Below are 23,031 nucleotides of genomic sequence, written 5' to 3' on the forward strand. Positions count from 1 at the left end.
TCCCAACCCCTCCACTTAGGCTTATATAGAATCCAGCACCTCAGAACTGAAAATCCGGCTGCGAATACACTCTGCCTTGTACATTCCATTAAACGTCTCCACCAACGCGTTGTCGTAGGCATCACCGACCGTGCCTACCGACGGGCTGATACCCTCATCAGCCAACGCACCTGGAACTTCACTGCCGTGTACTGGCTCCCAGCATCTGAATTATGAATCAGGCGGCCACGATTAACTAGATGATCAGCCCGGCTACGCTCCCACAACGCCAGACGCCACGGAATTCGCACAAGTTCCACACCCCTGAATGCGTGCGCGCGATGGGCAATCATCCCTGGCCATAGTTACACATAAAGATTCAGTAACGATTTTCTCACGCTTCTCGATTCGATCGAGATCCGTTTACTCGTTCCGCGCTTCCACAACCTCGGGTTCCGTCCGTGTCCGTCCAACTCACCGGGTATCCTTTCGGTGACGTTTGCGGACTACACCAGGAACGGGGTTATTCATGCCCAGGCACAGCATTGCCGCCATCAAGCTCGAGCTGACCGCAGGATCGGCCTACACCCTCTTCGCGCCGGAATGGCGTGAGGGAAACGCGGAATGGCAGGCGGTTCTCGGCCGCGGTGACGAGGTCTACCTCTTCCCCACCGCCGAGGAGATGCTGGCTTTCCTGGAGTCCGGCGCTGAGCATGACTTCACTGCTCACCCCGATTGGAAGTCATTCTCTACGCACCTGGCCGACAGCTGCGCCATTGCTCCGCGCAACTCCTTCGATGTCGTTGGACTGCCAGATGCCCTGGCAGGTGAGCCGAACTTCGACAATGTCGACAAGGTCCAGCGCACCTTCGACATGACCCGTTCCCTGGCGGAGATCTGCGACCTCTCGAAGACTCGCCGCATGTTCACGGTGAACTCCACTCTGAACACCGCGCAGGAAGGTGTTGAGGCATTCCAGGGCGCAGGCGCCGGCCAGTGGTCCGCCATCGGCCGCATCGTGCTGGCCAACTGGAATGACGTCGTCGACGAACTCGACACCTTGAATGGTCATGCCCCTGCTGTCGACGCCACCGCAGTTGCCGCTGCCGCGACTGCGATCACCACCGCGCAAGAGCGCCAGGAAAAGCTTCGCGAAGAGGCTGCCAAGAAGCGCGAGGAAGAGGCCAAGAAGGCCGAAGAGAAGAAGGCTGCGGGCGATCCGTACGACGCAACCGTGTGGGCTCGTGCCGGTATCGACCCGATCAAGATTTCTATCTCCGGCCGTACTCTCTACACGCTGCGGTGCTACCTCGGTGACCGCGCCGTGTTCCTGGGCAAGAACGGCGAGATCAACACCTTCTCCCAGCCGCGTCAGCTGACCCGCTGGGTCCTGGAGCACGATGATCACGACCTGGCTCACCTGACGACGTGGAACGAGATCATTGTTGCCGCTAACGCCGGCGAGCTTGAGGTCACCGTTCACCCAGACAACGTGTACACCTTCACTGGTCTCGCGAATGACATCGCAGAAGGCCCCGGCTCCGTTGACCGCGCGCAGTTGGCCCGTGCCTACGAACTCATTGCCGACGCTGCTGACTGGGCTGACGACGATGCAGTGAACTCGACGCTCGCCGCCAACCAGCAGCTCCAGTGGCTGCTGAACTACCTGTTGGACAAGAGCTCCCCGGATGAGCCGGTACCGCCCTTCGACGAAGAGGCCTCCGGCTGGAGGAACCTGGAGTCGGGCCTGACGGACCGCTTCACTACCAGCATCTGACAGAAACTCCCCGTACCGAATCTTCGGTGCGGGGAGTCTTCTATCAAGGGCGTGAGATCACCAGGCGTGGTGGACCTCTGCCTGGTTGTACACCGGGGTGTCGATGCCCTCATGGCGAGCCTTCAGCTGCAGCGCGAGGTACCGCGAGTAGTGGCGGGACTGGTGCAGATTGCCGCCATGGAACCAGAGGTTCTCCACTTGGGTGGGCTTCCACATGTTGCGGAGTTCGCCTTCCCACGGTCCTGGGTCCTTGGTTGTGTCCGAGCCGAGTCCCCAGCAGCGTCCAACCTTCTCTGCGGTCGGTTCATCGATCAGCTGGGCAACCCATCCGTTCATGGATCCGTATCCGGTGGCAAGCACGACTACGTCGGCGGGAAGCTCGGTGCCGTCGGTAAGCACAGCAGTGTCCTCGGTGAGGTGGTCGATGCTAACGCCCGACTGCACCGGGATGTCGCCATTGGCAACAAGTTCGCAGGCACCCACATCGATGTAATAGCCGGAGCCGCGACGCAGGTACTTAAGGAAGAGGCCGGAGTCGTCGTCGCCAAAGTCGTTCATGAAGCCGACTGCCTCGAGGCTGTCATAGAAGTCTTTGTCGTCCTCGCGGATCTTGTCGAACGCAACCTTCTGGACGCCCGGAAGAACCTTGTACGGCCATGAAGCAAAGAGCAGGTCGGCGGAGTCAGTGTCGATGCCAGCGTCAAGGGCATCCTCGGAGTACAGAGGACCGAAGATCTCCCGCATCAGCGAATCAGACTTCACGATGTGTGTTGAGGAGCGCTGAACCATCACGGGCTTTGCGCCATTCTCTACGAGATCCGCACAAATGTCGTGGGCAGAGTTGTTCGCTCCGAGCACTACGACGTTCTTGCCCTCATCAGCAGCACCGCCTGGGTGCTCAGAGGAGTGCCGGATATCGCCGCGGAAAACGTCCGCGCCCGGAAGTTCCGGCTTGTTCGGCACACCAGACATGCCCGTGGCGAAGATCAACTGGGTCGGACGCAGCTCCACCGGCTCGCCCTCACGGACGACGGTGACGGTCCAGGTACCGCTCGACTCATCCCACACTGCATTGCGGCACTCAGTCGAAGACCAATAGTCCAGGTCCATGATCCCCACGTAATGCTCCAGCCAGTCCCCCATCTTGTCCTTCGGGGTGAATACCGGCCAGGAGTCCGGGAACGGGAGGTACGGGAGGTGGTCGTACCAAACCGGGTCGTGGAGGCAGAGCGAGTGGTAGCGACCGCGCCACTGATCACCCGGGCGCGGATGCTTGTCGATGACCAGGGTGGGAACTCCCTGATGCTTCAACCGCGCTGCCAACGCGATGCCACCTTGACCGCCGCCAATGACGAGGGCGTAGGGCTGTTCGCTGTAGCCCAACGACGCCTTGCGCTCCTCCCGGTGGTCCAACCAGTTGCGCTTGTCATTGCCACTGCCGTGGATGACGCCGTTCTCGCGGCGACGTCCCTTCGGCTCAGGGTGTTCGAGCAGCTCTCGGGCGGAGGTCATCATGGTCCAGACCTTGCCGCCACGCACTCGGGCAATGCCGCGGCACGCAAACTCTGCGGTATCCACGGAGAAGTGGATGCGAGTGACGCCGTCGCCCTCGTCCGCTGCGTCGCCGTCCAGTGCGATGTTCGACAGGCGGCACCTGGGCCATGTGGAAGCGACCATTTCGGCGATGGCTGATGCGCCCTCAACCGTTGTCAGGTTCCACGTGAAGCCCAGCAAGTCCCGCCAGAAGCCATCTTCTTCAAACAGGTCAGCCACCGCTGAAGCGGCGCTGTCTGCTGAGTCTGCATTCGTCGCGGCTTGGAAGCCGTCCAACCACTGCGTCGCGCTCTCATTGAGCGATTCCCTGGTGACAGTCTGCGTCATTTCCCACTCCTTCTTACGTCATGGAGTTGTGTCATGGATCACAACGAGAACAAACGTAACGGGACACCAAGTTACTTGTCACTAACTATTTTTCGGCAGATACGACGAATAGCCCGCTACCAGCGAACACTGGTAGTGGGCCATTCGTTAAGTACTTACGAATACAGTTCGAGATGAACTTCTTGTGGACGATTTACGCCCCACAGGAGGCATCTGGCAGGGCGGAAACTAGCCGCCGTCGAGCACCGACTCGACCTCTTCGTCGACGTCGACTTCACCGTCGTTGTCACGGTCGGTCAGACGCAGGAACTCCGGGTAGACCTGGGTATCCAGGATCTGCTCGCGGGTCGGCAGGTCCACAAAGGCGTTCTCCAGCGCGTTAGCCACGAGCTGGAACAGGTCGGTGAAGCCGTAACCGAAGTTGTCGACCAGCACCATCATCTCGTCCGTCATGGTCGTGCCGGTGAGCAGACGGTTGTCGGTGTTGACGGTGCAAGTGAAGCCCAGGTCGTCGAGAAGCGGGAACGGGTGGTCGGCGATGTCGTCGACTGCACCGGTCTGCACGTTCGAGGTCGGGCACAGCTCCAGCGGGATGCGCTGGTCGCGGACGTAACCGGACAGGAACTGGAGGTCGATGCCATCCAGGGTCGCGGTGAAGTCCTCGTAGATGCGGAAACCGTGGCCGATGCGGTTACAGCCGACGATGATGGCCTTGCGGATCGAATCCACGCCACCGGTCTGGCCAGCGTCCACAGTGGACGGGGCGAGCTTGCGGCGCAGGAGGTCAAATGCCTCCTTATGGTTCTCGATCGGGTTGCCCTGCTCCGGGCCTTCCAGGCCGAATGCCACCAGGTACGGGTGGTCAGAATTCTCCGGAACGTTGTCGACAACCAGTCGCGCGATTTCCTCGGAGCGGTTCTCGTCTCGGCGGGCGCAGATGATACCGCGGGCGGTGATCGTCTTACCCTCGTACTCGGCAGCATCCTCGCCGTCGCGGAGGCCCTCGGCGATTGCATCGGCGACGTCCTGGAGCGTCAGTCCCTTACGCAGGTGCCGCTCCGGAGAGATACGCAGCTCGGCGTAGACGACGTTGTCACGGGCCAGGTCCAGGACAGCTTCGCGGGTGATCCTGATGATCGCATCGGTGGTCTGGGTCAGTGCCAGGAGGTGCTTCTCCACCTCGGCACGGTTCTTGTCGCAATGGGAGTCACAGCGCTTGACGAACCATGCGGCAAGTTCGTCGGGGTTGGTGTACGGCAGGTCGTCGTAGTTCTGTGCTTCGGCCAACTCAATCAGAGTCTCCGGTCGAATACCTCCGACGATGTGATCGTGCAGAACTACCTTCGGCAGCCCCGCGACGACACGTGCCTCAACCTGCTGAGAGTTCGCGTCGGATACATCCATAGTGTGCATGTCGAAATACGCTAGCCGAGACTCTTCCTCAGGTCATATCAATCGCGGGCCGAGTTGGTCTGGCACACTGCCCCCGTGAGTATTTCCCATGCAGTTCCAGAGAATCGTACGGCGCGTGACATGCGTCGAATTGCCACAGTCGCAGTGGCTACGGCCCTCCCGCTGACCATCGCGGCGCCCGTATCGGCGCAAGAGGCTGAGCCTCTGACCTGGAATGATAATGAGAATCTGCAGGATCTGCGGTACGACGAGGAGGTCCTCGACTGGGCAGAACTCCGCGATCCTTCGGACTGCAGGTACCAGCAGAACCCCCCGGATCCGATCCCTGTGGGTGTGGGTGAAGATCCCGAAGAAATTGTAGACGAGACCACCATCTCGAACCCCCAAACGGCCATCCCCGATCCACTTCCGGCCCCCTCTGCGACACCTGGCGGACCACAGATGGAGGAATGCGGCATGGTTGCGGCACCTGGGTTCCAGGTTCCGGAGGAGATGTCCTCCACCGCTTGGATGGTCGCGGATCTCAATTCTGGAGAGGTTCTCGCCAGTCAGGACCCGCACGGGCGCTACCGACCTGCATCAATCATCAAAGTCTTGGTTGCTATCACTGCGATTAGGGAGCTGAACCTCGAAGACACCATCGAGGTGACCTACGAGGATGCCTCGGTCATCGGATCCCGAGCGGGGCTAGTCGACGGGGTCCAGTACTCCGTCGAAACGCTCCTGCAGGGACTGCTCCTGAACTCCGGCAATGACTGCGCCAGTGCGCTAGTCCGCGCACTGGGCGGGGAGCAGGAGACGGTTCGCAAGGTCAACGAACTGGCCAAGGAACTCGGCGCTACCGACACCCGTGTGTATGACGTCTCCGGGCTGGAAGCCCCCGGCCAGATGACTTCCGCTTTCGATCTCGCATTGTTCTACCGCGCTGCCTTCGAGAATGAGACCTACCGAAAGCTCTCCGCCACTACCCTCGCAACGATGCCAGGAGACGGCGAGCTTATCGAGGACTTTGAGATGTCCAATGACAACCAGCTCCTGCAGTCCGAGTACGAAGGTGCCCTCGGCGGAAAGACTGGCTTCACTGACGAAGCTCGGCACACCTTCGTCGGCGTCAGTGAACGCGGAGACCGACGGCTGGCTGCGATCGTCCTGGACAACCCCGCCACGGTCACTCGCCCGTGGGAAGAGGCGGTGAACCTCAGCGATGCCGGCTACATGACCCCCGCCGGGCAGTCGGTGGGAAGCCTCAACGAACTGCGCCACCTGAGCCCGGAAGCGGCTGAACGAGTCGGCGACGACCCCGCAGACCACCCAGCACTTGCCGACTCAGTCGAGGACAGCGGCAACGCACTGTGGATTGCCGGTGGCCTACTTGCCGCGGTGATCCTTCTCGCCGTGGGCACCTTCGCCCTTGGTTCGCGTAAACGCCGAGGTAATCGCTGATAGCCGGTACCGCCCAGAGGCTGAGGTGCCAGATTCGGCCTCTTGGTGATCTTCTGGAGCGGCCGGAGTAAATCCGGCTTCCGAGGCTGCCTCCGGTCGGATCATGACGACCGCCGGCGGCGGAGCATCCACCTCCACATTCGCCATGCCTTCCTTGGACGTGGCGGTCAACGCCGCAAGGTACATCGTCATCCGCCACAGCAGGTAGAGGATGACCATCAAACCGATGACCGGCCCGAACATCGCACCCGCGGGGTTACGCAAAGCAGAGGCGAAGAACAGCGAACCGAAGGACTTGATCAGTTCCAGCCCGATCGCACCAAGGATCGCGTACCCACATGCCGGGCGGGTCGGCACGAAACCGAACGGCAGTGCTTTGAGCATCCAGAAGAATAAGATCCAGTTCGCCAGCAGTCCAATTACGAGCGTCGCTGCCCGGATGAGGAAACGGTCTAGGTCGTTGTCCCCCCGGTCGATGTAGTCAAGGATCCGTTGCAAAACTCCGGAGGACCCGATGGCGGTGACGGTGAACGTCAGGATGATCATCAGGCCCATGCCCACTAGGACCAGCAGGTCGCGGAGTTTTCCCAGGAGCCAATGCTCAGGGACGATGTTGCGCTTCCAGATGGACGTCATGCCCCGGCGCAGGGTCGTCATCCAATACAGGCCCGTCCACATACCAACGAGGAACGCCACCGTGGCCACCGAGCCTGTCTGAGTGATGGCCGTCTGCATCACGTCGATGATGGTGTCTCCGAACTGGCCGCCAATGTTTTCCCGGACTACGTCTTCAACCCGTTCAGAGAGCTCAGGGCTGCCGCCAAGGATGTAACCGGCGACGGAGAACATCACCATCAACAGTGGGACCACCGCGAGCACCGAGAAATACGTGATGCCAGCGGCGTACTGGCTTCCGCCCTGCTGGGAGTACCGCTCCTGCATCTCAAACAGGCGGTTGTACACCTCGGACCGGGCGCGGATTTTGTCGTTCAGGGTCTCCTTTGGCGCGTCACCCCACCGCTCGACACCGTATTCGTCAATGTGAACGTTCGGCTTGCCGTCTGACGAGGCGGCCATACACGGACCTTTCTGACAGGTCGGACGACCTGCGCGGGTACGACTTAAATTCTCCAAGGAAACTTAAGAAGAAACTTAACTGTCGTGCCCGCCTCGGCGCCACCTGCTTCAGGCCAGCGATACCTCCGGTGTTACTTGGCGGGGAGGAATCCGACGCGGTCGTAGACGTCGGAAAGCGTCTTCGAGGCAACGCCTCGTGCCTTCTCCGCGCCACGGGCGAGGATGTTCTCGAGCTCGGCGCGGTCGCCCATCAGCTCGTCATAACGCTCGCGCAGCGGGGTGGTGAACGCCTCCAAGGCATCAGCGGTATCGCCCTTGAGCTGTCCGTAGCCGGAGCCGGAGGTCTGGTACTCCGCGACGATGTCGTCAATACTGCGATCGGTCAGCGAAGACTGCACGACCAGCAGGTTCGACACTCCCGGCTTGTTTTCCTTGTCGTAGCGGATCTCCCCGTCGTTGTCAGTGACGGCGGAGCGGATGCGCTTGGCGGAGGTCTTCGGGTTATCCAGAAGGTTGATGACGCCCTTCGGGTTGGACCCGGATTTGGACATTTTCGCGGTCGGCTCCTGCAGGTCGTAAATCTTCGCCGCGCCCTCCAGAATGTGTCCCTCCGGCACCACGAACGTCTTCTTGTACCGACCGTTGAACCGCTCAGCCAGGGTGCGAGTGAGCTCCAGATGCTGGCGCTGATCCTCACCGACCGGCACAAGCTGTGGTCGGTAGAGCAGGATGTCCGCGGCCATGAGGACCGGGTAGGAGAACAGTCCAACGGTGGTGCGGTCCGCGCCCTGTTTCTGCGACTTATCCTTGAACTGCGTCATGCGGGAGGCCTCACCGAACCCAGTAATGCAGTTGAGGACCCAGGCCAACTCGGCGTGCTCCGGCACGTGCGATTGCACGAACAAGGTGGAGCGCTCAGGATCGATGCCCAGGGCGATCAGCTGCGCGCAGCCGGCGATGGTGCGCTCGCGCAGTTCCTTCGGATCCTGATCGACAGTGATCGCGTGCATGTTGGGGATGAAGTAGAACGCGTCGAAATCATCCTGCAGACGAATCCACTGGCGCACCGCTCCGAGGTAGTTCCCCAGGTGGTAGGAATCCGCGGTCGGCTGGATTCCAGACAGCACGCGCTGGCGCTTCTCCGGCTTCCCGACGTTCCCCTCCCCACTTCCCGCAACCTTCTCAACGGACGTGGACTCCTGCACTTCGCTCATGATGTGCGATGTTAGCGGGTGCGCCTGGCGACCAGATGAACGGCTGCGACTGCGGAGGCCGTGGACTCGTTCGGGTACCAGCCTTTCACCAGGTTCACCGCCGGCCGCAGACCATGCTCCTGCAAGACCCGGCCCACCCTGTCGCGCTGGTCGGCGGTGAGTTCAACGGGAGGGACTGGCCCGCGACGTCGTAAAGCAATAACGCCGAGCCCGATCAGGGCGAGCACGCAAAGAACCCCAACCCACCACGGCCATCCATAGAAGATTGTCCAGGCCAGAACCGCCAGGAGCAGCGCCGCGGGAATGATCAGCGACAGTCGAGGGCCGGATGGCTCCGGTCCGCTGAGCTCGCGGTCCATCTTCCGCAGACGGTCCAGATCCCTCTCGTCCATCGGGTCTACCTTTCTCTACCTGTACTCGACCACCACCGGTGCGTGGTCGGTCCACCGCTGATCATAAGCCAGCGGGCGGTCGACCCTGGCCGAGGTCACGCGCTCGAGCATCGGAGCAGTGACCGCCTGGTAGTCGATGCGCCAGCCGGCATTCGTGTCGAAGGCCTGTCCGCGGTAGGTCCACCATGAGTACGGTCCGTCTTCCTCCGGGTGCAGTCGCCGCACCGCATCGAACCACACCGGCGACTCTGTTGCCTGTGGCGCGGTCCACTCGGAGCCATCGGTGAACGCACCGGCGGTCAGCTCCTTTTCCGAGGCGTTCAGCAGGGACGGCTGCGGCGCCTCGTCCGGCCAGTTGCCGAACACCGAGGACATCCAGTTGCGCTCCTGCGGCAAGAAACCGGACTTATTGCGGTTGCCCTTGTGGTTCTTCAGATCCTGCTCGCGATGGCAGATGTTCCAGTCGCCGCCGATGACAACGTTGCCAGCATTTCCGGTTGCCGCCAGGAAGTCCCCGAAGGCGTCGAGGAAGCGGTACTTCTCGTCCTGCTTTTCCGTCAGCGCAGAGCCGGACGGCAGGTACAGCGACGCCACGGTCACCGCTTCGCCGATGCCGGAGTCCTCAGCGGAAACAGTCGCCGACAAGTACCGACCGCACGCGTCGAACTCCTCAGAGCCGAAACCGACCTGTACGTTCGTCAGTTCTTTCCGAGACAGAATCCCGACGCCCGCGCGCCCCTTCGCCAGCTGATTCTCCGCGTTGTACCAGTGCCATCCATCGTCGATCGCAGGGGCAAGTGCCTTCTCAGCCTGTGCATCGGTGGCCCGGACCTCCTGCAGGAGGATGATGTCGGCATCGGTTTCGGCTAGCCACGGCAGCATGCCGAGGTTGTTGTCGTGCCGTTCCTTCACCGCTGCGCGGATTCCGTTTACGTTCAGTGTCGCGATAGTCAGACTCATGCCGTACAGCGTATCGATGGCCCCGACGGTGGTCCCTCTGGCTATTCGCGCCCTCGCATCAGGGGTCAAGAATCGTTACGCTGCTTCGGTAACCCAAAACACGCCCGAGGAGCACACGTGGCTAATCATTTCGACTTTTATTCGTCGTTGAACCTGTCCCAGTCGGACTCTCCGACCGAGCTGCACAACGCCATCCAATCGCGCCTCGGCGTTCTCCAGAGCCAGGGTGCTCCGGTCGACAGTGCAGAGGTTCAGCAACTTCTTGTTGCAGATCAGATCCTCGGGCATCCGGAAAACCGGGTCCGGTACGACGCACGTCTCGAGGACCCCTCTGCCCCGCCCATGGGAGTCACCGAACTTCGTGCGCTGGGCAGCACTGGGCGTTTCCCTGATGAAGGTGCGCCCAATTCGTTCGCACCGACCTCGGCACGCCCGGAGAAGCAGGACGCACCGGCAGCCCTGGAGGAGGGCTCCACCTCGGTAATGCCTGCGGCGTCCCCGTCTACTCCGGCTGCGCCGGCAACCCCCTCTGCTCCCGACGCCCAGTCCTCACCCTCCATCCCCACACCACGCCAGGAACCGACTTTCCCTCCGGCTCCGTCCTCCTACTCCACCCCGAGTGCCCCGCCGGCGGCCCCCAAGGCCCCGGAGTCTGGCGCTCAGCCGCCGTTCGGCCAGGGCAGTCGGGGGTTCGCTCCGCAGGGCGCTCCCGCCCCTCGGCCCTCCTCTGACTCGAAGGCACCGCAGCCTCCTCAGTCTCCGTACACCGCGCCGCCTGCTGGCCCCGCCACACCGGCAGAGACCAGCGCTCCCAAGCAGCTTCCTGGCCCCCTGGCGCCGCTTACTAGCGCACCGGTGACCGCGAAGGCACTGGTGTTCACCCTGCTGGGCACCGGCGTCGTCGGCATTCTCGGGCTGCTCGGCTCACTGTTCACCGCGGTCAATGCACTGGCCAGCACGAACTCCAGTGATGCCCAAAACATCGACATGATCTTCGGTGAGGGCTTCGGCGACCTCATTCTGGATATGTCCTGGATGCTGATCACCCCGGCTGCAGTGCTGTTTGCTGTCATCACCTTGGCCTCGGTCGGTGCCGCTGACCGAGTTCTGCGGGTTCCCGGTTCTCTGAGCCCGATCTCGGTCACCGCCACCGGTGCCGTCATCACTGTGCTGTCGCTAACGGCCGCGATTCTCAGCGTGGGCATCATGCTGACCATTGCGACGGTTCTCACCACGATTGCCGGTGTCGCCATCATCGTGCTCGCATGGCTCCCAGCTACAGCCCCGTGGTTCACCCGCACGGCATAAAAGCCCTCACGCCGTTAACTCGGCGACCATGACCCGGACAGCACCCTTCCCCCCGCGGAGGGGTGCTTTCTGTTACATTCTCGAAAACTATGGCAATAAACGAAGAACTTTCCATACGGAAATGGAACGGCGGGCTACGGGCTAACAGCGGTGAACTGCAGCACATATGTACTCCAGATAGCATCGTCGCCTGACCTGCGACGGCATCTCCGCCGTGAAAGACCCACCCGGTCTGGGTTATCGTGGACACATCAAGACGTAAATTACGTAGTCCTTCACCACATAGGAGTTCTATCTACATGTCCACCATTATCTGGACCCGGACCGATGAAGCCCCTCTTCTCGCGACCTACTCTTTCGAACCGATCGTGAAGGCTTTTGCTTCTCGCGCTGGAGTTGACGTCGAGACTCGCGACATCTCTCTGGCCGCCCGGATCATCGCCCAGTTCTCCGATCAGCTGCCCGAGGACAAGCGTCAGTCGGACGACCTCGCGGAGCTCGGCGAAATGGTGAAGGAACCGCACGCCAACATCATCAAGCTGCCGAACATCTCTGCATCGGTACCGCAGATCAAGCGCGCAGTCGCTGAGTTGCAGTCCAAGGGTTACGACATTCCGAAGTACCTCACCCAGCCGGATTCGGACGAGGACCGCGCGGACCGCAAGAAGTACGACAAGGTCAAGGGCTCTGCTGTGAACCCGGTCCTGCGTGAGGGCAACTCCGATCGCCGCGCCCCGGAGGCCGTCAAGGGCTTCGCTCGCAAGCACCCGCACCGCATGGGCGAGTGGTCTTCGGATTCGAAGACCCGCGTGTCGGCCATGGCATCTAACGACTTCCGCCACAACGAGAAGTCCGTAATCATGGAGAAGGACGACAAGCTCACGTACGTCCTAGAAACCGATGACGGACACGAGATCATCCTGAAGAAGGACATGCCGGTCCTCAAGGGTGAGATCATCGACGGCACGGGCATCAACTCCCAGATCCTCTCCAGCTTCCTGAAGTCCCAGATCCGCCGCGCGAAGCGCGAGAACATCCTGTTCTCCGTGCACCTCAAGGCGACCATGATGAAGGTCTCCGATCCGCTGATTTTCGGCGAGGTCATCAAGGCATACTTCCCGTCGGTCTACCCGAAGTTTGAGGCGAAGCTCGCGTCCGTAAACCTCACCCCGGAGTACGGCATCGGCGCCATCCTCGATGGTCTGCACAAGCTTGACGACGCTGACGCTGCAGCCATCAAGGCCGCCATCGAGCGCGACCTGGAGAATGGCCCCGACCTGTACATGGTCGATGACTCCCGTGGCATCACCAACCTGCATGTGCCCTCCGACGTCATCGTCGACGCCTCCATGCCGGCTCTGATCCGCAATGGCGGCCAGGGCTGGGGCCCGGACGGAGAGCCCGCCGACACCCTCGCGGTCATCCCGGACTCCTCCTACGCCGGTGTTTACCAGGCAGTTATCGAAGACTGCAAGAAGAACGGCGCCTTCGACCCGACGACCATGGGCACCGTCCCGAACGTCGGCCTCATGGCACAGAAGGCTGAGGAGTACGGCTCCCACGACAAGACCTTCCAGCTGCCGGAAGACGGCATCATCCAGGTCCTCGACTCTGAGGGCAACGTCCTCATCGAGCACCACGTCGCCCGCGGCGACATCTGGCGCTCCTGCCAGACCAAGGACGCCCCGATCCGCGACTGGGTACGCCTTGCCGTTGACCGCGCAGCGAAGACCGGCGACCCGGCCGTGTTCTGGCTCGACCCGGCTCGCGCCCACGACGCGAACCTGATCACCAAGGTCAACGAGTACCTCGAGGACTACGACACCGAGGGCCTGGACATCCGCATCATGGACCCGGTGGAGGCCACCAAGTTCTCCGTCGAGCGCATCCGTCGTGGCGAGAACACCATCTCCGTCACCGGCAACGTCCTGCGTGACTACCTCACCGACCTGTTCCCGATCATGGAGCTCGGCACCTCCGCCAAGATGCTCTCCGTCGTCCCGCTGATGGCTGGCGGCGGACTGTTCGAGACCGGTGCCGGAGGCTCCGCCCCGAAGCACGTCCAGCAGCTCGTCGAAGAGAACCACCTGCGTTGGGACTCCCTCGGTGAGTTCCTCGCACTGGCAGAGTCCCTGCGTTACGCCGCAGAGGACACCGACGACAGCGCTGCTGCCGTCATGGCGGACGCACTGGATCGTGCCACCGCTACCCTGCTCGACAACGATCGCTCCCCGTCCCGCAAGGTCGGCGAGATCGACAACCGTGGCTCCCACTTCTACCTGGCCCTGTACTGGGCACAGGAGCTGGCAGCGCAGGACGAGAACGCCGAGCTCAAGGAGGCCTTCACCGAGGTCGCCGAGAAGCTCAGCGAGAACGAGTCTGCTATCGCCGACAAGCTCATCGAGGTCCAGGGTTCCCCGGTCGACATCGGAGGCTACTTCCAGCCTGAGGATGACAAGGTCACCGCAGTGATGCGCCCGTCCGAGGTCTTCAACGAGATCATCGACGGCCTCACCAAGTAGGCCCCTCCAGGTTCACCTGACGCGATTCGGCCCCGGTCCCACGAAAGTGGGCCGGGGCCGTTGGCGTCGGGAAGCGAATCTTTAGCGTTTAGCCGAACATCGCACGCAGGGCGATGACGCAGATCGCGGACGTCAGTGCGGACGCCGGGATGGTCACCACCCATGCCAGTGCGATGGGCTTCATCAGTTTCCAGTTCGCTGCGCTATTGACAATGCCGACGCCGAGCACGGCACCGATGAGGATGTGCGTCGAGGACACCGGGATACCCAGAACCGACGCCGCCATGACGACAAATGCTGCTGCCAACTCCGCAGAGAAACCCGATGCCGGGTGCATCTTGGTCAGGCCACTGCCAACAGTCTGAATCACGCGACGGCCAACGAACCACAGACCCACAACCAGAGCGATACCCATGGCAATGAGTGCCGGGGTGGGGATGACGGTGCTCTCGCCGATTTCGCCGGTACGAAGAACGTCAATGACCGCAGAGAACGGTCCAATCGCATTAGAGATGTCATTTGCACCGTGCGAAAAGGCGAACGCAGCTGCGGTGAAGACCTGAAGCCACGAGAACAAGGTGAACGTCGATCGGGACAGTTCCTGGCCGCGCAGAGACTTAGCGAAGACGAAGACCATCATCCAGACCGACATTGCCAGCAGGGCAATAATCAGCGTGGTTCCCAGAGGGCTGATGTTCAGGTGCAGGTTCTTGAAACCCTTGAACAGCAGCATGGAACTGATGACCACGGCGCCCAGTGACGCGAAGATCGGTACCCAGTGTTCCAGCGCCCGGTGTGCCCGGACCTCTCGTTCCTGCTGCTGGATGTCCTGAAGTCCGCGGTAGTAGTCAGACTCGTAGGTCTTCGGGATGTCGCGGGGATCGGCGAACATCACCGAGTCGCGAGCCATCGCGGTGGTGTACGACTCGAACTGCAACACCGACAAGCGACGGACGCTGGACTGGTGCTTCTCGGCCAATTCGTTGCGCTTAACTCGCAGGAGCTTCAGTTGCTCATCCGCACGCTCGTTGTAGATCAGAATGTGTCGCTTGACCGAACTGAAGAGGACCCACGCGACCAATCCGCCAAGCAGCGGAGAAATGACCCAGGAAGAGGCGATCTTTCCGATCTCGCCCCACTGGACCATTCCTTCGACGCCTGCACCGGTGATGACACCGATCATCAGCGCGGCACCAACGATGCCGCCGATAATCGAGTGGGTGGTGGACACTGGCCAACCGAAGAACGTGGCGAGCATCAGCCACACGGCGGCTCCGAGCATCGCTGCCATCATGATGAACACGAAGTCCATTGGGTCGATATGAGACGCACTGATATCGACGATGCCTGAACGGACCGTATCGGTGACCGCGCCACCGGCAAGGACAGCGCCGCCGACCTCGAAGACGGCAGCGATGAGCAACGCCTGTTTCAGCGTCAGCGTCCCGGCACCAACAGAGGTACCGAATGAGTTCGCGACGTCATTGCCGCCAATATTGAACGCCATGAACATGGCGAAGATGATGGCCGCCACAAGGACGATGCGGCTGGCCTCATTGTGGACATAGTCATGCGACCAGATGGTGACCGCGACGAATGTGATCGCCAAAAGCAGTCCAAACGCGAGATGCAGTGCGTAATCGCTGCGCCCCCGTTCCATCGGCCCGGGTGCGGCTTGCACCTCGGTCACACCTGACAAGGTGGTACTCCTTCATTAACCAACGGCCGCGGCCCAAACGGAAACGCACGGCAGAATGCTGCAGGTCCCGCTGTCATCAGGTCGTGGTTGGGCCGTCAGGAAATCAGGAATGCACTAGTGAACAGCATCTGACGAAAAGATTAATGCAGAGAACCGATACCTCCCAAAGGCTGTGACGAAGAGGACTCCGATCATTTCCGGAACAAATCCATTGCACTAGACAGCTCTGTTCATTAGGTTCGTTGACATGACTAAATACGACAACACCGACGCCGCCCAGTGGGGCCTGTCCACCCGCGCCATCCACGTCGGCGCCACCCCGGAAGATCACGGCTCCGCCCGTAACCTCCCGATTTACAACACCACCTCCTTTGTCTTCGACTCCGCCGAGCATGCCGCCGCCCGGTTTAATCTCTCCGACCCAGGACCGATCTACACTCGCCTAACCAACCCGACCGTCGACGCAGTGGAGCAGCGCCTGGCAAACCTTGAGGGCGGCGTCGCCGCCGTGTTGTTCGCCTCTGGGCAGGCCGCTGAGACCGCTGCGATTTTCACTCTCGCCCAGGCCGGTGACCACTTGGTGGTCTCACCTCGCTTGTACGGAGGAACCGAAACGCTCTTCAAGGTGACCCTCCCCCGCCTCGGCATCACTGCCACCTTCGTAGAAGACCCCGACGACCCGGAGTCATGGCAGGCCGCAGTGCAAGACAACACCGTCGGGTTGTTCGCTGAGACCGTCGCCAACCCGCAGGCAGATATTCTGGACGTGCCCGTCATCGCAGAGGTGGCCCACCGCAACAACGTCCCGCTGATCGTGGACAACACGGTGGCGACTCCGGCACTCATCCGACCCATCGAGCTCGGCGCGGACATCGTCGTCTCGTCGACCACCAAGTACCTCACCGGCAATGGCTCTGCTCTTGGAGGCGTGATCGTCGATGGCGGAAAGTTCGACTGGACACAGCAGCGCGACGGCCGAGACATTTTCCCCAACTTCACCGAACCAGACGTGGCGTACCACGGCCTGAAATTCGCCGACCTCGGCGCTCCCGCATTCGCACTACGCGCCCGCGCCGGCATCATCCGCGACACCGGCGCAGCCCCCTCCCCGTTCAATGCCTGGGTTCTCGCGCAAGGCCTAGACACCCTCACCCTTCGCATCGAACGGCACAATGCCAACGCCCAGAAAGTCGCCGAATACCTCACCGACCACCCGAAGGTGGAATCCGTCGCCTACGCAGGACTGCCGGACTCACAGTGGTACCCGATCAAGGAAAAGCTGGAGCTCAACGGTGCTGGCGGAGTCCTCGCCTTCGAACTGAAGGACGCTGACCGCGACAAAGCCTGGGCTTTTATCGACGCCCTGAAACTCCACTCCAACGTAGCCAACATCGGCGACGTTCGATCCCTCGTCATCCACCCCGCAACTACCACCCACTCCCAATCCGACGAGGCCGGCCTTGCCCGCGCCGGAATCTCTCAGGCGACCGTTCGGCTCGCCGTCGGCATCGAGGATGTGGACGACATCATCGCCGATCTAAACCAAGCATTCGACCAGATCTAACCGGTGAGTGTGGAGGTGTGGTGGTGTGGAGGGGAACGTCGTAAAGCAATGGTTGGTAAGTAATGTGAACCACATGGCCTCCTCCCCCCAGAAGACCCTGCCGCCCGAAGGCGAGACCGGATACATCCACATCGGCGACGTGACCACCGAAGCCGGCGCGACGATCCCCGACGTGACCGTTGCATTCGAGCGGTGGGGCCGGCTGAACGAGGATGGGTCGAACGTCATCGTGCTCGAACACGCCCTCACCGGCGATGCCCACGCCTCCGGACCCGTCACTGATGATCACCCGACCGCTGGTTGGTGGAACGGTATCATCGGTTCCGGACGAGCGCTAGACACCGACCGATACCTCATCATCTGCACGAACGTCCTCGGCGGCTGCCAAGGAACCACCGGCCCATCCTCACCACACCCAGAGGATGGAAAACCCTGGGGATCCCGATTCCCGGCGATCTCCGTGCGGGATATTGTCACCGCCGAACGAGCAGCATTGCGCGAACTAGGGATCACCCACCTCCAAGCGGTAATCGGTGGCTCGCTCGGTGGAGCACGCGCACTGGAGTGGTCGCTGATGTACCCGAATGATGTGGGACGGGCGTTGGTGATGTGCGTCGGAGCGCGGGCAAGCGCCTGGCAGATCGGCATCCAATCCGCGCAGATTCAGTTCATCGAATCCGACCCTGAGTGGCATGGCGGCGATTACTACGAACTGGGTACGGCGCCTGTGCGTGGACTGGGCTTTGCTCGCCGGATCGCGCACCTGACGTACCGCGGCGAATTGGAACTGGATGACCGATTCGGAGCCTCTGCACAACCGGGTGAAAATCCGCTGGGTGCTATGCGCGGTGAAGGCCGTTTCCAGGTCGAGAGCTATCTCGACCACCAGGCGGAGAAACTGGCATGCCGATTCGACGCCGGCTCCTACGTCACGCTCACGGACGCGCTCAATCGCCACGACATCGGCCGCGGCCGCGGAGGCATGAACGATGCACTCGCCGCCTCCATCGTCCCCACGCTCATTGTTGGCGTGGACACGGACATTCTGTACCCGATCCACCAGCAGGAGCACCTCGCCCGGAACCTGGGAAATTGCCTTGGTCTGGAGACGATTACCTCAGCCGTGGGCCACGATGGGTTCCTTACAGAGTTCGAGCGAGTCGATAGCATCGTCCGCGGGTTCGTCGAGGGAATCGGCGCGTGGGGGCTGGGCCTTCGGGATTGGGCGTAGAGGTGGATGCGCCCCGCCTGATGACGAGTGATTGATTCCGGTCATAGCGATCGATGCCGACCTGGGAAAACGCGGCGACCGGTGATCGGAATCAGGCACCAGTGCAGTGGCTAACTGCCCAATGCATCAACCGAGGCGGACAGAAACACCATTCCACCGCCAACGAGGCTGCAGAAGAACAGGTCAAACCTCGACGACCGCACCGACATCACCCCGAGCAGCCGGTCCGGCAGGAACTGGCGGAGGACCCCCAGGTAGATCAGCGAGATTCCCAGGATGAGGGTGGCTCGGCGCCACCTCTCCAACCCAAGGAACACCACAAACGCACCGAAGCCCACAAACAGCAGGCCATACAGGCCGTACTGCAGCCGCAGATCCCACTTCTCCCCACGAGCGACAGCACCTTTAGGCGTGTGCGGGTTGATTTTAGGATCCGGGATCGCGGAGACATCCGCGCGCTGGGAAATTTCCCTCATGGTGTTTTACTGACTTCCCCTGCGGCTCAGAGCCCAGCGAGAAGTTCAGCCCTCTCGACAACATTGCGGACCAGGAACGCGCGGGTCAACGGACCCACGCCGCCCGGGTTCGGGGAAACGTATCCGGCAACGTCCCAAACATCGCGGCGGACATCGCCGGCGAGCTTGCCCTCGACACGCGAAACTCCAACATCCAGAACTGCGGCGCCGGGCTTGACCATGTCAGCGGTGATGATGTGCGGGACACCAGCGGCGGCGATGATGACATCGGCGCTACGGGTTTCAGCGGCCAGGTCCTTAGTACCGGTGTGGCAAAGGGTGACGGTGGAGTTCTCGCTGCGACGGGTGAGCATCAAACCGATCGGCCGCCCGACGGTCACGCCACGCCCCACAACAACAACCTTCGCACCATTTAGTTCAACCCCGTAACGACGCAGCAGGTGGATCGAGCCGTTCGGGGTACACGGCAGTGGAGCCGGCTCATTGAGCACCAGCTTGCCCAGGTTGACCGGGTGCAGACCGTCCGCGTCCTTCTCTGGGTCGATCAATCCGAGGATGCGGTTCTCATCGAGGTGCTTCGGCAACGGCAGCTGCACGATGTAACCGGTGCACTCGGGATCCTCGTTGAGGTCACGAATTACAGCCTCGAGGTCTTCCTGGGTGGTGTCCGCCGGCAGGTCGCGGCGGATGGAGGCGACACCGATCTGCTCGCAGTCGCGGTGCTTCATCTTGACGTAGGAGTGGGATCCCGGGTCATCGCCGACCAGCACAGTCGCCAGTCCTGGGGTAATCCCCTTCTCCTTCAGCTTTGCCACGCGGGCGGCGAGATCCTGGAAGATCTCGTCACGGTAGAGGTTGCCGTCAAGTTTGATCGCCGTCATGCGGTCAATTATTGCAGCCGCCCGCCGAACTCTCATATTTCCGTGCGGCGCCACTGCTGCCGTTCACCCCGGTCGCGCACGACAATCCCCTCAGCTCCAAGTGCTTCGCTTAGTTGCGCCCCATCTTCTTCATCCCCTTTCTCTATAGCATGCGCACGTGTCCGCAGGATGGCATTGACCCTGTCGCTGAGCTCCGGGTCACCGTCGAGCCACCGGACATAGTCATTGTCGAACGGATCGAAGTCATGCCATGCCAGTCCGAAGTGACTGACTGCTTCCTTGAGTTCGGCAGCGCTTGGCTCCACCTCTGCGCGAACGAGAACTCCAGTATCGGCCCCCAGCACGGTAATCAGACCGTTCTCCCCAGGATGAAGGGAGTGGATGTGGTGGAGGGGGACGTCGAGAAGCGTCTGGTTGTTGTGGGTGATTGTGAGGCTATCGCGGGAAATTTCCCAGGTGGGGACGGTCAATGTCATTGCCGCAAGCACGATTCCGGCGAGTGCTCCGACTGCGATGAGGATGCCGGTCAGCCACGGACCGGAGAGCCCATCAAGCATGGCGAACTGTTCGTGGCCCGGAATCATGGGGAGATTGTCGACCCAATCCGGCAAGCGCGTGAGCCATCCAGGCACGAAGGAAAGCAGGCACCCCAGGCCCGCGCCAAGGATGGGAAACCCGGCGAAGAACACGACGTTCAGCCATCCCTGCCGCTGGAGAACGATGGTGTCGGCAGTGGTCGCGGGCGTTGCGTGGCTCATGATTCCTCCCTGGACTGAATGAGCATTCAACTTAACCGTACTATATGCCCTTTCAGTTTCCTATATGTGCGTATAGTGAGATGGGCACGGACACCACCTAGGAGGGACCACCATGGCCAAGGGCTCGTTCATCGAGGACACCCGCAAACTCCAGATTGCGGATGCCACAGCCGGCCTCATCGCTGAGCACGGACTAGCTGGCGCAACCTTCACCCGCATCGCCGACGCTGCGGGCATCAGCCCCGGCCTGATCAATTACCACTTCAACACCAAGGCGAATCTGCTGGAGTTCGTCCTTCGACGAGTCGACGAGCGCATGGACCAGGCAATGCAAGGCTCCCGGGAACCAGAGGGCCACGTCGATGCTCTGGGCATCATGATCGAAGGCTTCGTCAACGTCTGCGTATCCCACCCCGAGTTACTGGCCGCGCGAGCCCAGTTAGAAACCACCAAGACCGGAGGCATCGCGGCACTGAGTTCCGAACTCGACGCCGCCGGCCTCACCGAACTGGAGACATTCCTAGCGGAAGGTCAGCGAGACGGCGAGTTCGGAAATTTCGACCCGGCTATGTTCGCTGACCTGGTCATGGCGTTCATCACCACCATTCCCTCCATGCTCGCCCGCCACGGCAGCGATGCCGCCGGCCGAGAGAAGGTCCGCCTGCAGGTGACCGGCGCATTGTCGGCAGCAGCCACCTCACAGGACTACCCTGCTCAGCCGGGGTGACTGCACCCTCTTTTCGTTTTCACCCCTGCTGACTGCGCCCCCTTTTCGCAAGCCCCACGATGGGCCAAAACGCTTCTACCTGGGGATTCTCAGAATAGACCGAACGAAGAAGAGGTATCCGTGTTTACACCCTTAAACGACTGAACTGAACCCCAAAAGTTAAAGAGACGTAGTTAACACGATACTGAGTCGAACCTCCACGCAATGCTTTGTCGGTACTCCACCGGTGACATTGCGCCGAGCTTTTCTTGAATCCGCTGGTAGTTGTACCAACGCATGTACTGATCAATCTCCAGCGCCAGCTGATCAATGCTGCTGAAGTCCCGGCCGACGAACATCTCCTGCTTCAGATGGCCGAAAAAGCACTCCATCGGCGAATTATCCAAACAGTTGCCCCGCCTAGACATCGACTGCACGATCCCGGCTGAGGTCAACCGAATGATGAACTGCTCGCTGAAGTACTGAAAGCCCTGGTCCGAGTGCATGATCAGACCTTTGGCAAACACCTCCTTTCCCACTGCTTCATCGAGCATGTCTGTTACCAACGAGGCGCTCGGAGATACGCCGGTACGAAAAGCCACGATCTCTCTAGTGCAGGTATCCAACATCGCCGATAGGTACAGGTTCCGCCCANTGACCTGGAACTGCGTAATATCCGTTAGCCACAACTGATTAGGCCGACCTCGCCAAAAATCCCGTTTGACCAGGTTGGGAGCGAGCTTTCCCTGGATACCGCGGAAAGAATTAAACCGCTTCTGCCGAACCTTGCTGACGCATCCGGCTGCACGCAAAAGCTTCGAAACGGTCTTGGCAGATAGGAACATGCCTTCTTCTTGCATCAATAGCCGGATCCGCCGGTAGCCGAACCTGCCCTTGTTCTGATGAAACAGCCGCACCGCCAGCTCCTGGCGCGCGTCGATGCGTTCATGCTCGCCGGCGTCGAATTTTCTCTTCCACCAGTAGTACGTCGCGCTGGAAAGACCTGCGGCTTTGAGCAGTCTTGTNGTGGTGTGTTGGCCCTTTAGGTCCCAGATGGCTTTGGCTTTGTCGCGCCGTGTGATTCGTTGCCGGTCACACGGCGCAGTGCTTTTAGGTAGGCCGCCTCAGCTTCAAGATCTGCGATGCGTTCTTTCATCGCCTTGATGTCAGCGGCATCAAAGTCAGCCGGATCGATCTGTTCCATGGTCACAGTATTGCCTGACCTGCGCGTTGATATCATCACCGGCGCCGCTGTCGCTGGGGCTGGATCAACGGCTGGCGGTATGGAAACTAGCGGCGGCATTTTGCGATGCCGCGGCGGAACCCACGTGCTGGGAGCGTCTTTAACCTGCTGGTAGATCTCAGGGAATCTGCGTTTCCATCCAGTGATCACACCACGGTGACGCGCCCCGCTGTGTGCCATGACCTCCACGTATGAGTAGCCGGCAGCAAGCATCTTCACCGCATCAATGCGCTGAGCGTCAGTGAATATCTGCCGACCGGAACTATTGCCGGCTAGGTCTTCGCCAAAGGCGCGGTACCGATCGTAGAAATCACGGGTTTGATCGACCTTCGTGCCCATGATCTCGGTGATTCTGCGGTAGCCGTAGCCTTGTTTGATTAGTTCTCCGCCGCGGGCCCTCATGGCTGGGTCTCTGAAATCTTTGGGTGTGTCACCCATAGTGCTTTCCCCTTTGGTGGTTGGAGTGGGACTTTGTGGTCTTCTCTCCAACTTTTGGGGTTCACTTCA

General features: G+C 61.1%; 19 protein-coding genes and 1 pseudogene. 7 read left to right on the plus strand and 13 right to left on the minus strand.

Going from position 1 to position 23,031, the window contains the following annotated elements:
* Positions 1–63: 63 nt before the first annotated feature.
* A pseudogene (locus tag YWU_RS18555) lies at positions 64–224 on the minus strand (IS3-like element IS3501 family transposase); the annotation flags it as partial.
* A gap of 284 nt (positions 225–508) precedes the next feature.
* Between YWU_RS18555 and YWU_RS0103745 the strand changes: the two are divergent.
* The gene (locus tag YWU_RS0103745) at positions 509–1,756 is read left to right on the plus strand and encodes a hypothetical protein (protein WP_027019412.1); all 1,248 of its coding nucleotides are present in this window, start codon (positions 509–511) and stop codon (positions 1,754–1,756) included.
* Positions 1,757–1,813: 57 nt separating this feature from the next.
* Here YWU_RS0103745 and YWU_RS0103750 read toward each other — a convergent pair whose 3' ends face one another.
* Positions 1,814–3,637 carry a flavin-containing monooxygenase gene (locus YWU_RS0103750; RefSeq protein WP_027019413.1) on the minus strand — a complete coding sequence of 608 codons (1,824 nt, stop codon included), beginning with the start codon at positions 3,635–3,637 and terminating at the stop codon, positions 1,814–1,816.
* 228 nt (positions 3,638–3,865) lie between these two features.
* A complete protein-coding gene (locus tag YWU_RS0103755) occupies positions 3,866–5,050 on the minus strand; it encodes an adenosine deaminase (protein WP_051259993.1) in 1,185 nt (394 codons plus the stop codon).
* Positions 5,051–5,125: 75 nt separating this feature from the next.
* On the opposite strand from YWU_RS0103755, the gene YWU_RS15000 reads away from it, so the two are divergent.
* Positions 5,126–6,493, plus strand: a complete 1,368-nt coding sequence (locus tag YWU_RS15000) for a D-alanyl-D-alanine carboxypeptidase family protein (protein ID WP_205618287.1) — start codon at positions 5,126–5,128, stop codon at positions 6,491–6,493.
* Here the strand turns inward: YWU_RS15000 and YWU_RS15005 are convergent.
* The 4 genes from YWU_RS15005 to YWU_RS0103780 all read right to left on the minus strand — a co-directional run bounded on the left by YWU_RS15005 (position 6,419) and on the right by YWU_RS0103780 (position 10,136).
* Positions 6,419–7,570, minus strand: coding sequence for a YhjD/YihY/BrkB family envelope integrity protein (locus YWU_RS15005; protein WP_051259994.1), 1,152 nt, complete (start codon positions 7,568–7,570; stop codon positions 6,419–6,421). The genes YWU_RS15000 and YWU_RS15005 overlap by 75 nt on opposite strands.
* Positions 7,571–7,701: 131 nt before the next feature.
* Positions 7,702–8,784 (minus strand): tryptophan--tRNA ligase, encoded by a 1,083-nt coding sequence (trpS, locus tag YWU_RS0103770; RefSeq protein ID WP_084141709.1) that lies wholly within the window; start codon positions 8,782–8,784, stop codon positions 7,702–7,704.
* Between the two features lie 11 nt (positions 8,785–8,795).
* The gene (locus YWU_RS0103775) at positions 8,796–9,176 is read right to left on the minus strand and encodes a hypothetical protein (protein ID WP_027019417.1); all 381 of its coding nucleotides are present in this window, start codon (positions 9,174–9,176) and stop codon (positions 8,796–8,798) included.
* 15 nt (positions 9,177–9,191) lie between these two features.
* Entirely contained in the window at positions 9,192–10,136 is a 945-nt protein-coding gene (locus YWU_RS0103780; protein ID WP_027019418.1) for an exodeoxyribonuclease III, read from the minus strand.
* 117 nt (positions 10,137–10,253) lie between these two features.
* Between YWU_RS0103780 and YWU_RS0103785 the strand changes: the two genes are divergently transcribed.
* The gene (locus tag YWU_RS0103785; protein WP_027019419.1) at positions 10,254–11,444 is read left to right on the plus strand and encodes a hypothetical protein; all 1,191 of its coding nucleotides are present in this window, start codon (positions 10,254–10,256) and stop codon (positions 11,442–11,444) included.
* Positions 11,445–11,743: 299 nt separating this feature from the next.
* On the plus strand, positions 11,744–13,966 hold the full coding sequence (locus YWU_RS0103790; protein WP_027019420.1) for an NADP-dependent isocitrate dehydrogenase: 2,223 nt from the start codon (positions 11,744–11,746) through the stop codon (positions 13,964–13,966).
* 88 nt (positions 13,967–14,054) lie between these two features.
* Here the strand turns inward: YWU_RS0103790 and YWU_RS0103795 are convergent, their stop codons facing one another.
* On the minus strand, positions 14,055–15,626 hold the full coding sequence (locus tag YWU_RS0103795; RefSeq protein WP_051260006.1) for an inorganic phosphate transporter: 1,572 nt from the start codon (positions 15,624–15,626) through the stop codon (positions 14,055–14,057).
* A 286-nt stretch (positions 15,627–15,912) separates the two neighbouring features.
* Between YWU_RS0103795 and YWU_RS0103800 the strand changes: the two genes are divergently transcribed.
* Positions 15,913–17,229 carry an O-acetylhomoserine/O-acetylserine sulfhydrylase gene (locus YWU_RS0103800; RefSeq protein WP_051259995.1) on the plus strand — a complete coding sequence of 439 codons (1,317 nt, stop codon included), beginning with the start codon at positions 15,913–15,915 and terminating at the stop codon, positions 17,227–17,229.
* A gap of 73 nt (positions 17,230–17,302) precedes the next feature.
* Positions 17,303–18,460 (plus strand): homoserine O-acetyltransferase MetX, encoded by a 1,158-nt coding sequence (metX, locus tag YWU_RS15010; RefSeq protein ID WP_051259996.1) that lies wholly within the window; start codon positions 17,303–17,305, stop codon positions 18,458–18,460.
* 110 nt (positions 18,461–18,570) lie between these two features.
* On the opposite strand, the gene YWU_RS0103810 is transcribed toward metX, so the two are convergent.
* The 3 genes from YWU_RS0103810 to YWU_RS15015 are packed head-to-tail and all read right to left on the minus strand — an operon-like array spanning position 18,571 to position 20,575.
* On the minus strand, positions 18,571–18,936 hold the full coding sequence (locus YWU_RS0103810) for a DUF3017 domain-containing protein (protein WP_027019423.1): 366 nt from the start codon (positions 18,934–18,936) through the stop codon (positions 18,571–18,573).
* A 26-nt stretch (positions 18,937–18,962) separates the two neighbouring features.
* A complete protein-coding gene (locus YWU_RS0103815; protein WP_027019424.1) occupies positions 18,963–19,817 on the minus strand; it encodes a bifunctional methylenetetrahydrofolate dehydrogenase/methenyltetrahydrofolate cyclohydrolase in 855 nt (284 codons plus the stop codon).
* 32 nt (positions 19,818–19,849) lie between these two features.
* Entirely contained in the window at positions 19,850–20,575 is a 726-nt protein-coding gene (locus tag YWU_RS15015; protein ID WP_051259997.1) for a YqeB family protein, read from the minus strand.
* Between the two features lie 112 nt (positions 20,576–20,687).
* Here YWU_RS15015 and YWU_RS15020 point away from each other — a divergent pair, with 112 nt between their 5' ends.
* Positions 20,688–21,302, plus strand: a complete 615-nt coding sequence (locus YWU_RS15020) for a TetR/AcrR family transcriptional regulator (protein ID WP_051259998.1) — start codon at positions 20,688–20,690, stop codon at positions 21,300–21,302.
* A gap of 173 nt (positions 21,303–21,475) precedes the next feature.
* Here YWU_RS15020 and YWU_RS0103830 read toward each other — a convergent pair whose 3' ends face one another.
* Both YWU_RS0103830 and YWU_RS0103835 read right to left on the minus strand, forming a co-directional pair.
* Entirely contained in the window at positions 21,476–22,363 is an 888-nt protein-coding gene (locus YWU_RS0103830; protein ID WP_156892704.1) for an IS3 family transposase, read from the minus strand.
* Entirely contained in the window at positions 22,324–22,962 is a 639-nt protein-coding gene (locus YWU_RS0103835) for a hypothetical protein (protein ID WP_027019426.1), read from the minus strand. The genes YWU_RS0103830 and YWU_RS0103835 overlap by 40 nt, the downstream gene beginning before the upstream one ends.
* Positions 22,963–23,031: the final 69 nt, after the last annotated feature.

The organism is Corynebacterium sputi DSM 45148, from assembly GCF_000427865.1.
GTDB lineage: Bacteria > Actinomycetota > Actinomycetes > Mycobacteriales > Mycobacteriaceae > Corynebacterium > Corynebacterium sputi.

What these genes read in the sequence shown, in the direction of transcription:
- YWU_RS0103745 (WP_027019412.1), top strand. Translation starts at nt 509, where the DNA reads ATGCCCAGGCACAGCATTGCCGCCATCAAGCTCGAGCTGACCGCAGGA.
- YWU_RS0103750 (WP_027019413.1), bottom strand. Translation starts at nt 3,637, where the DNA reads ATGACGCAGACTGTCACCAGGGAATCGCTCAATGAGAGCGCGACGCAG.
- YWU_RS0103755 (WP_051259993.1), bottom strand. Translation starts at nt 5,050, where the DNA reads ATGCACACTATGGATGTATCCGACGCGAACTCTCAGCAGGTTGAGGCA.
- YWU_RS15005 (WP_051259994.1), bottom strand. Translation starts at nt 7,570, where the DNA reads ATGGCCGCCTCGTCAGACGGCAAGCCGAACGTTCACATTGACGAATAC.
- trpS (WP_084141709.1), bottom strand. Translation starts at nt 8,784, where the DNA reads ATGAGCGAAGTGCAGGAGTCCACGTCCGTTGAGAAGGTTGCGGGAAGT.
- YWU_RS0103775 (WP_027019417.1), bottom strand. Translation starts at nt 9,176, where the DNA reads ATGGACGAGAGGGATCTGGACCGTCTGCGGAAGATGGACCGCGAGCTC.
- YWU_RS0103780 (WP_027019418.1), bottom strand. Translation starts at nt 10,136, where the DNA reads ATGAGTCTGACTATCGCGACACTGAACGTAAACGGAATCCGCGCAGCG.
- YWU_RS0103790 (WP_027019420.1), top strand. Translation starts at nt 11,744, where the DNA reads ATGTCCACCATTATCTGGACCCGGACCGATGAAGCCCCTCTTCTCGCG.
- YWU_RS0103795 (WP_051260006.1), bottom strand. Translation starts at nt 15,626, where the DNA reads ATGGAACGGGGGCGCAGCGATTACGCACTGCATCTCGCGTTTGGACTG.
- YWU_RS0103800 (WP_051259995.1), top strand. Translation starts at nt 15,913, where the DNA reads ATGACTAAATACGACAACACCGACGCCGCCCAGTGGGGCCTGTCCACC.
- metX (WP_051259996.1), top strand. Translation starts at nt 17,303, where the DNA reads ATGGCCTCCTCCCCCCAGAAGACCCTGCCGCCCGAAGGCGAGACCGGA.
- YWU_RS0103810 (WP_027019423.1), bottom strand. Translation starts at nt 18,936, where the DNA reads ATGAGGGAAATTTCCCAGCGCGCGGATGTCTCCGCGATCCCGGATCCT.
- YWU_RS0103815 (WP_027019424.1), bottom strand. Translation starts at nt 19,817, where the DNA reads ATGACGGCGATCAAACTTGACGGCAACCTCTACCGTGACGAGATCTTC.
- YWU_RS15015 (WP_051259997.1), bottom strand. Translation starts at nt 20,575, where the DNA reads ATGAGCCACGCAACGCCCGCGACCACTGCCGACACCATCGTTCTCCAG.
- YWU_RS15020 (WP_051259998.1), top strand. Translation starts at nt 20,688, where the DNA reads ATGGCCAAGGGCTCGTTCATCGAGGACACCCGCAAACTCCAGATTGCG.
- YWU_RS0103835 (WP_027019426.1), bottom strand. Translation starts at nt 22,962, where the DNA reads ATGGGTGACACACCCAAAGATTTCAGAGACCCAGCCATGAGGGCCCGC.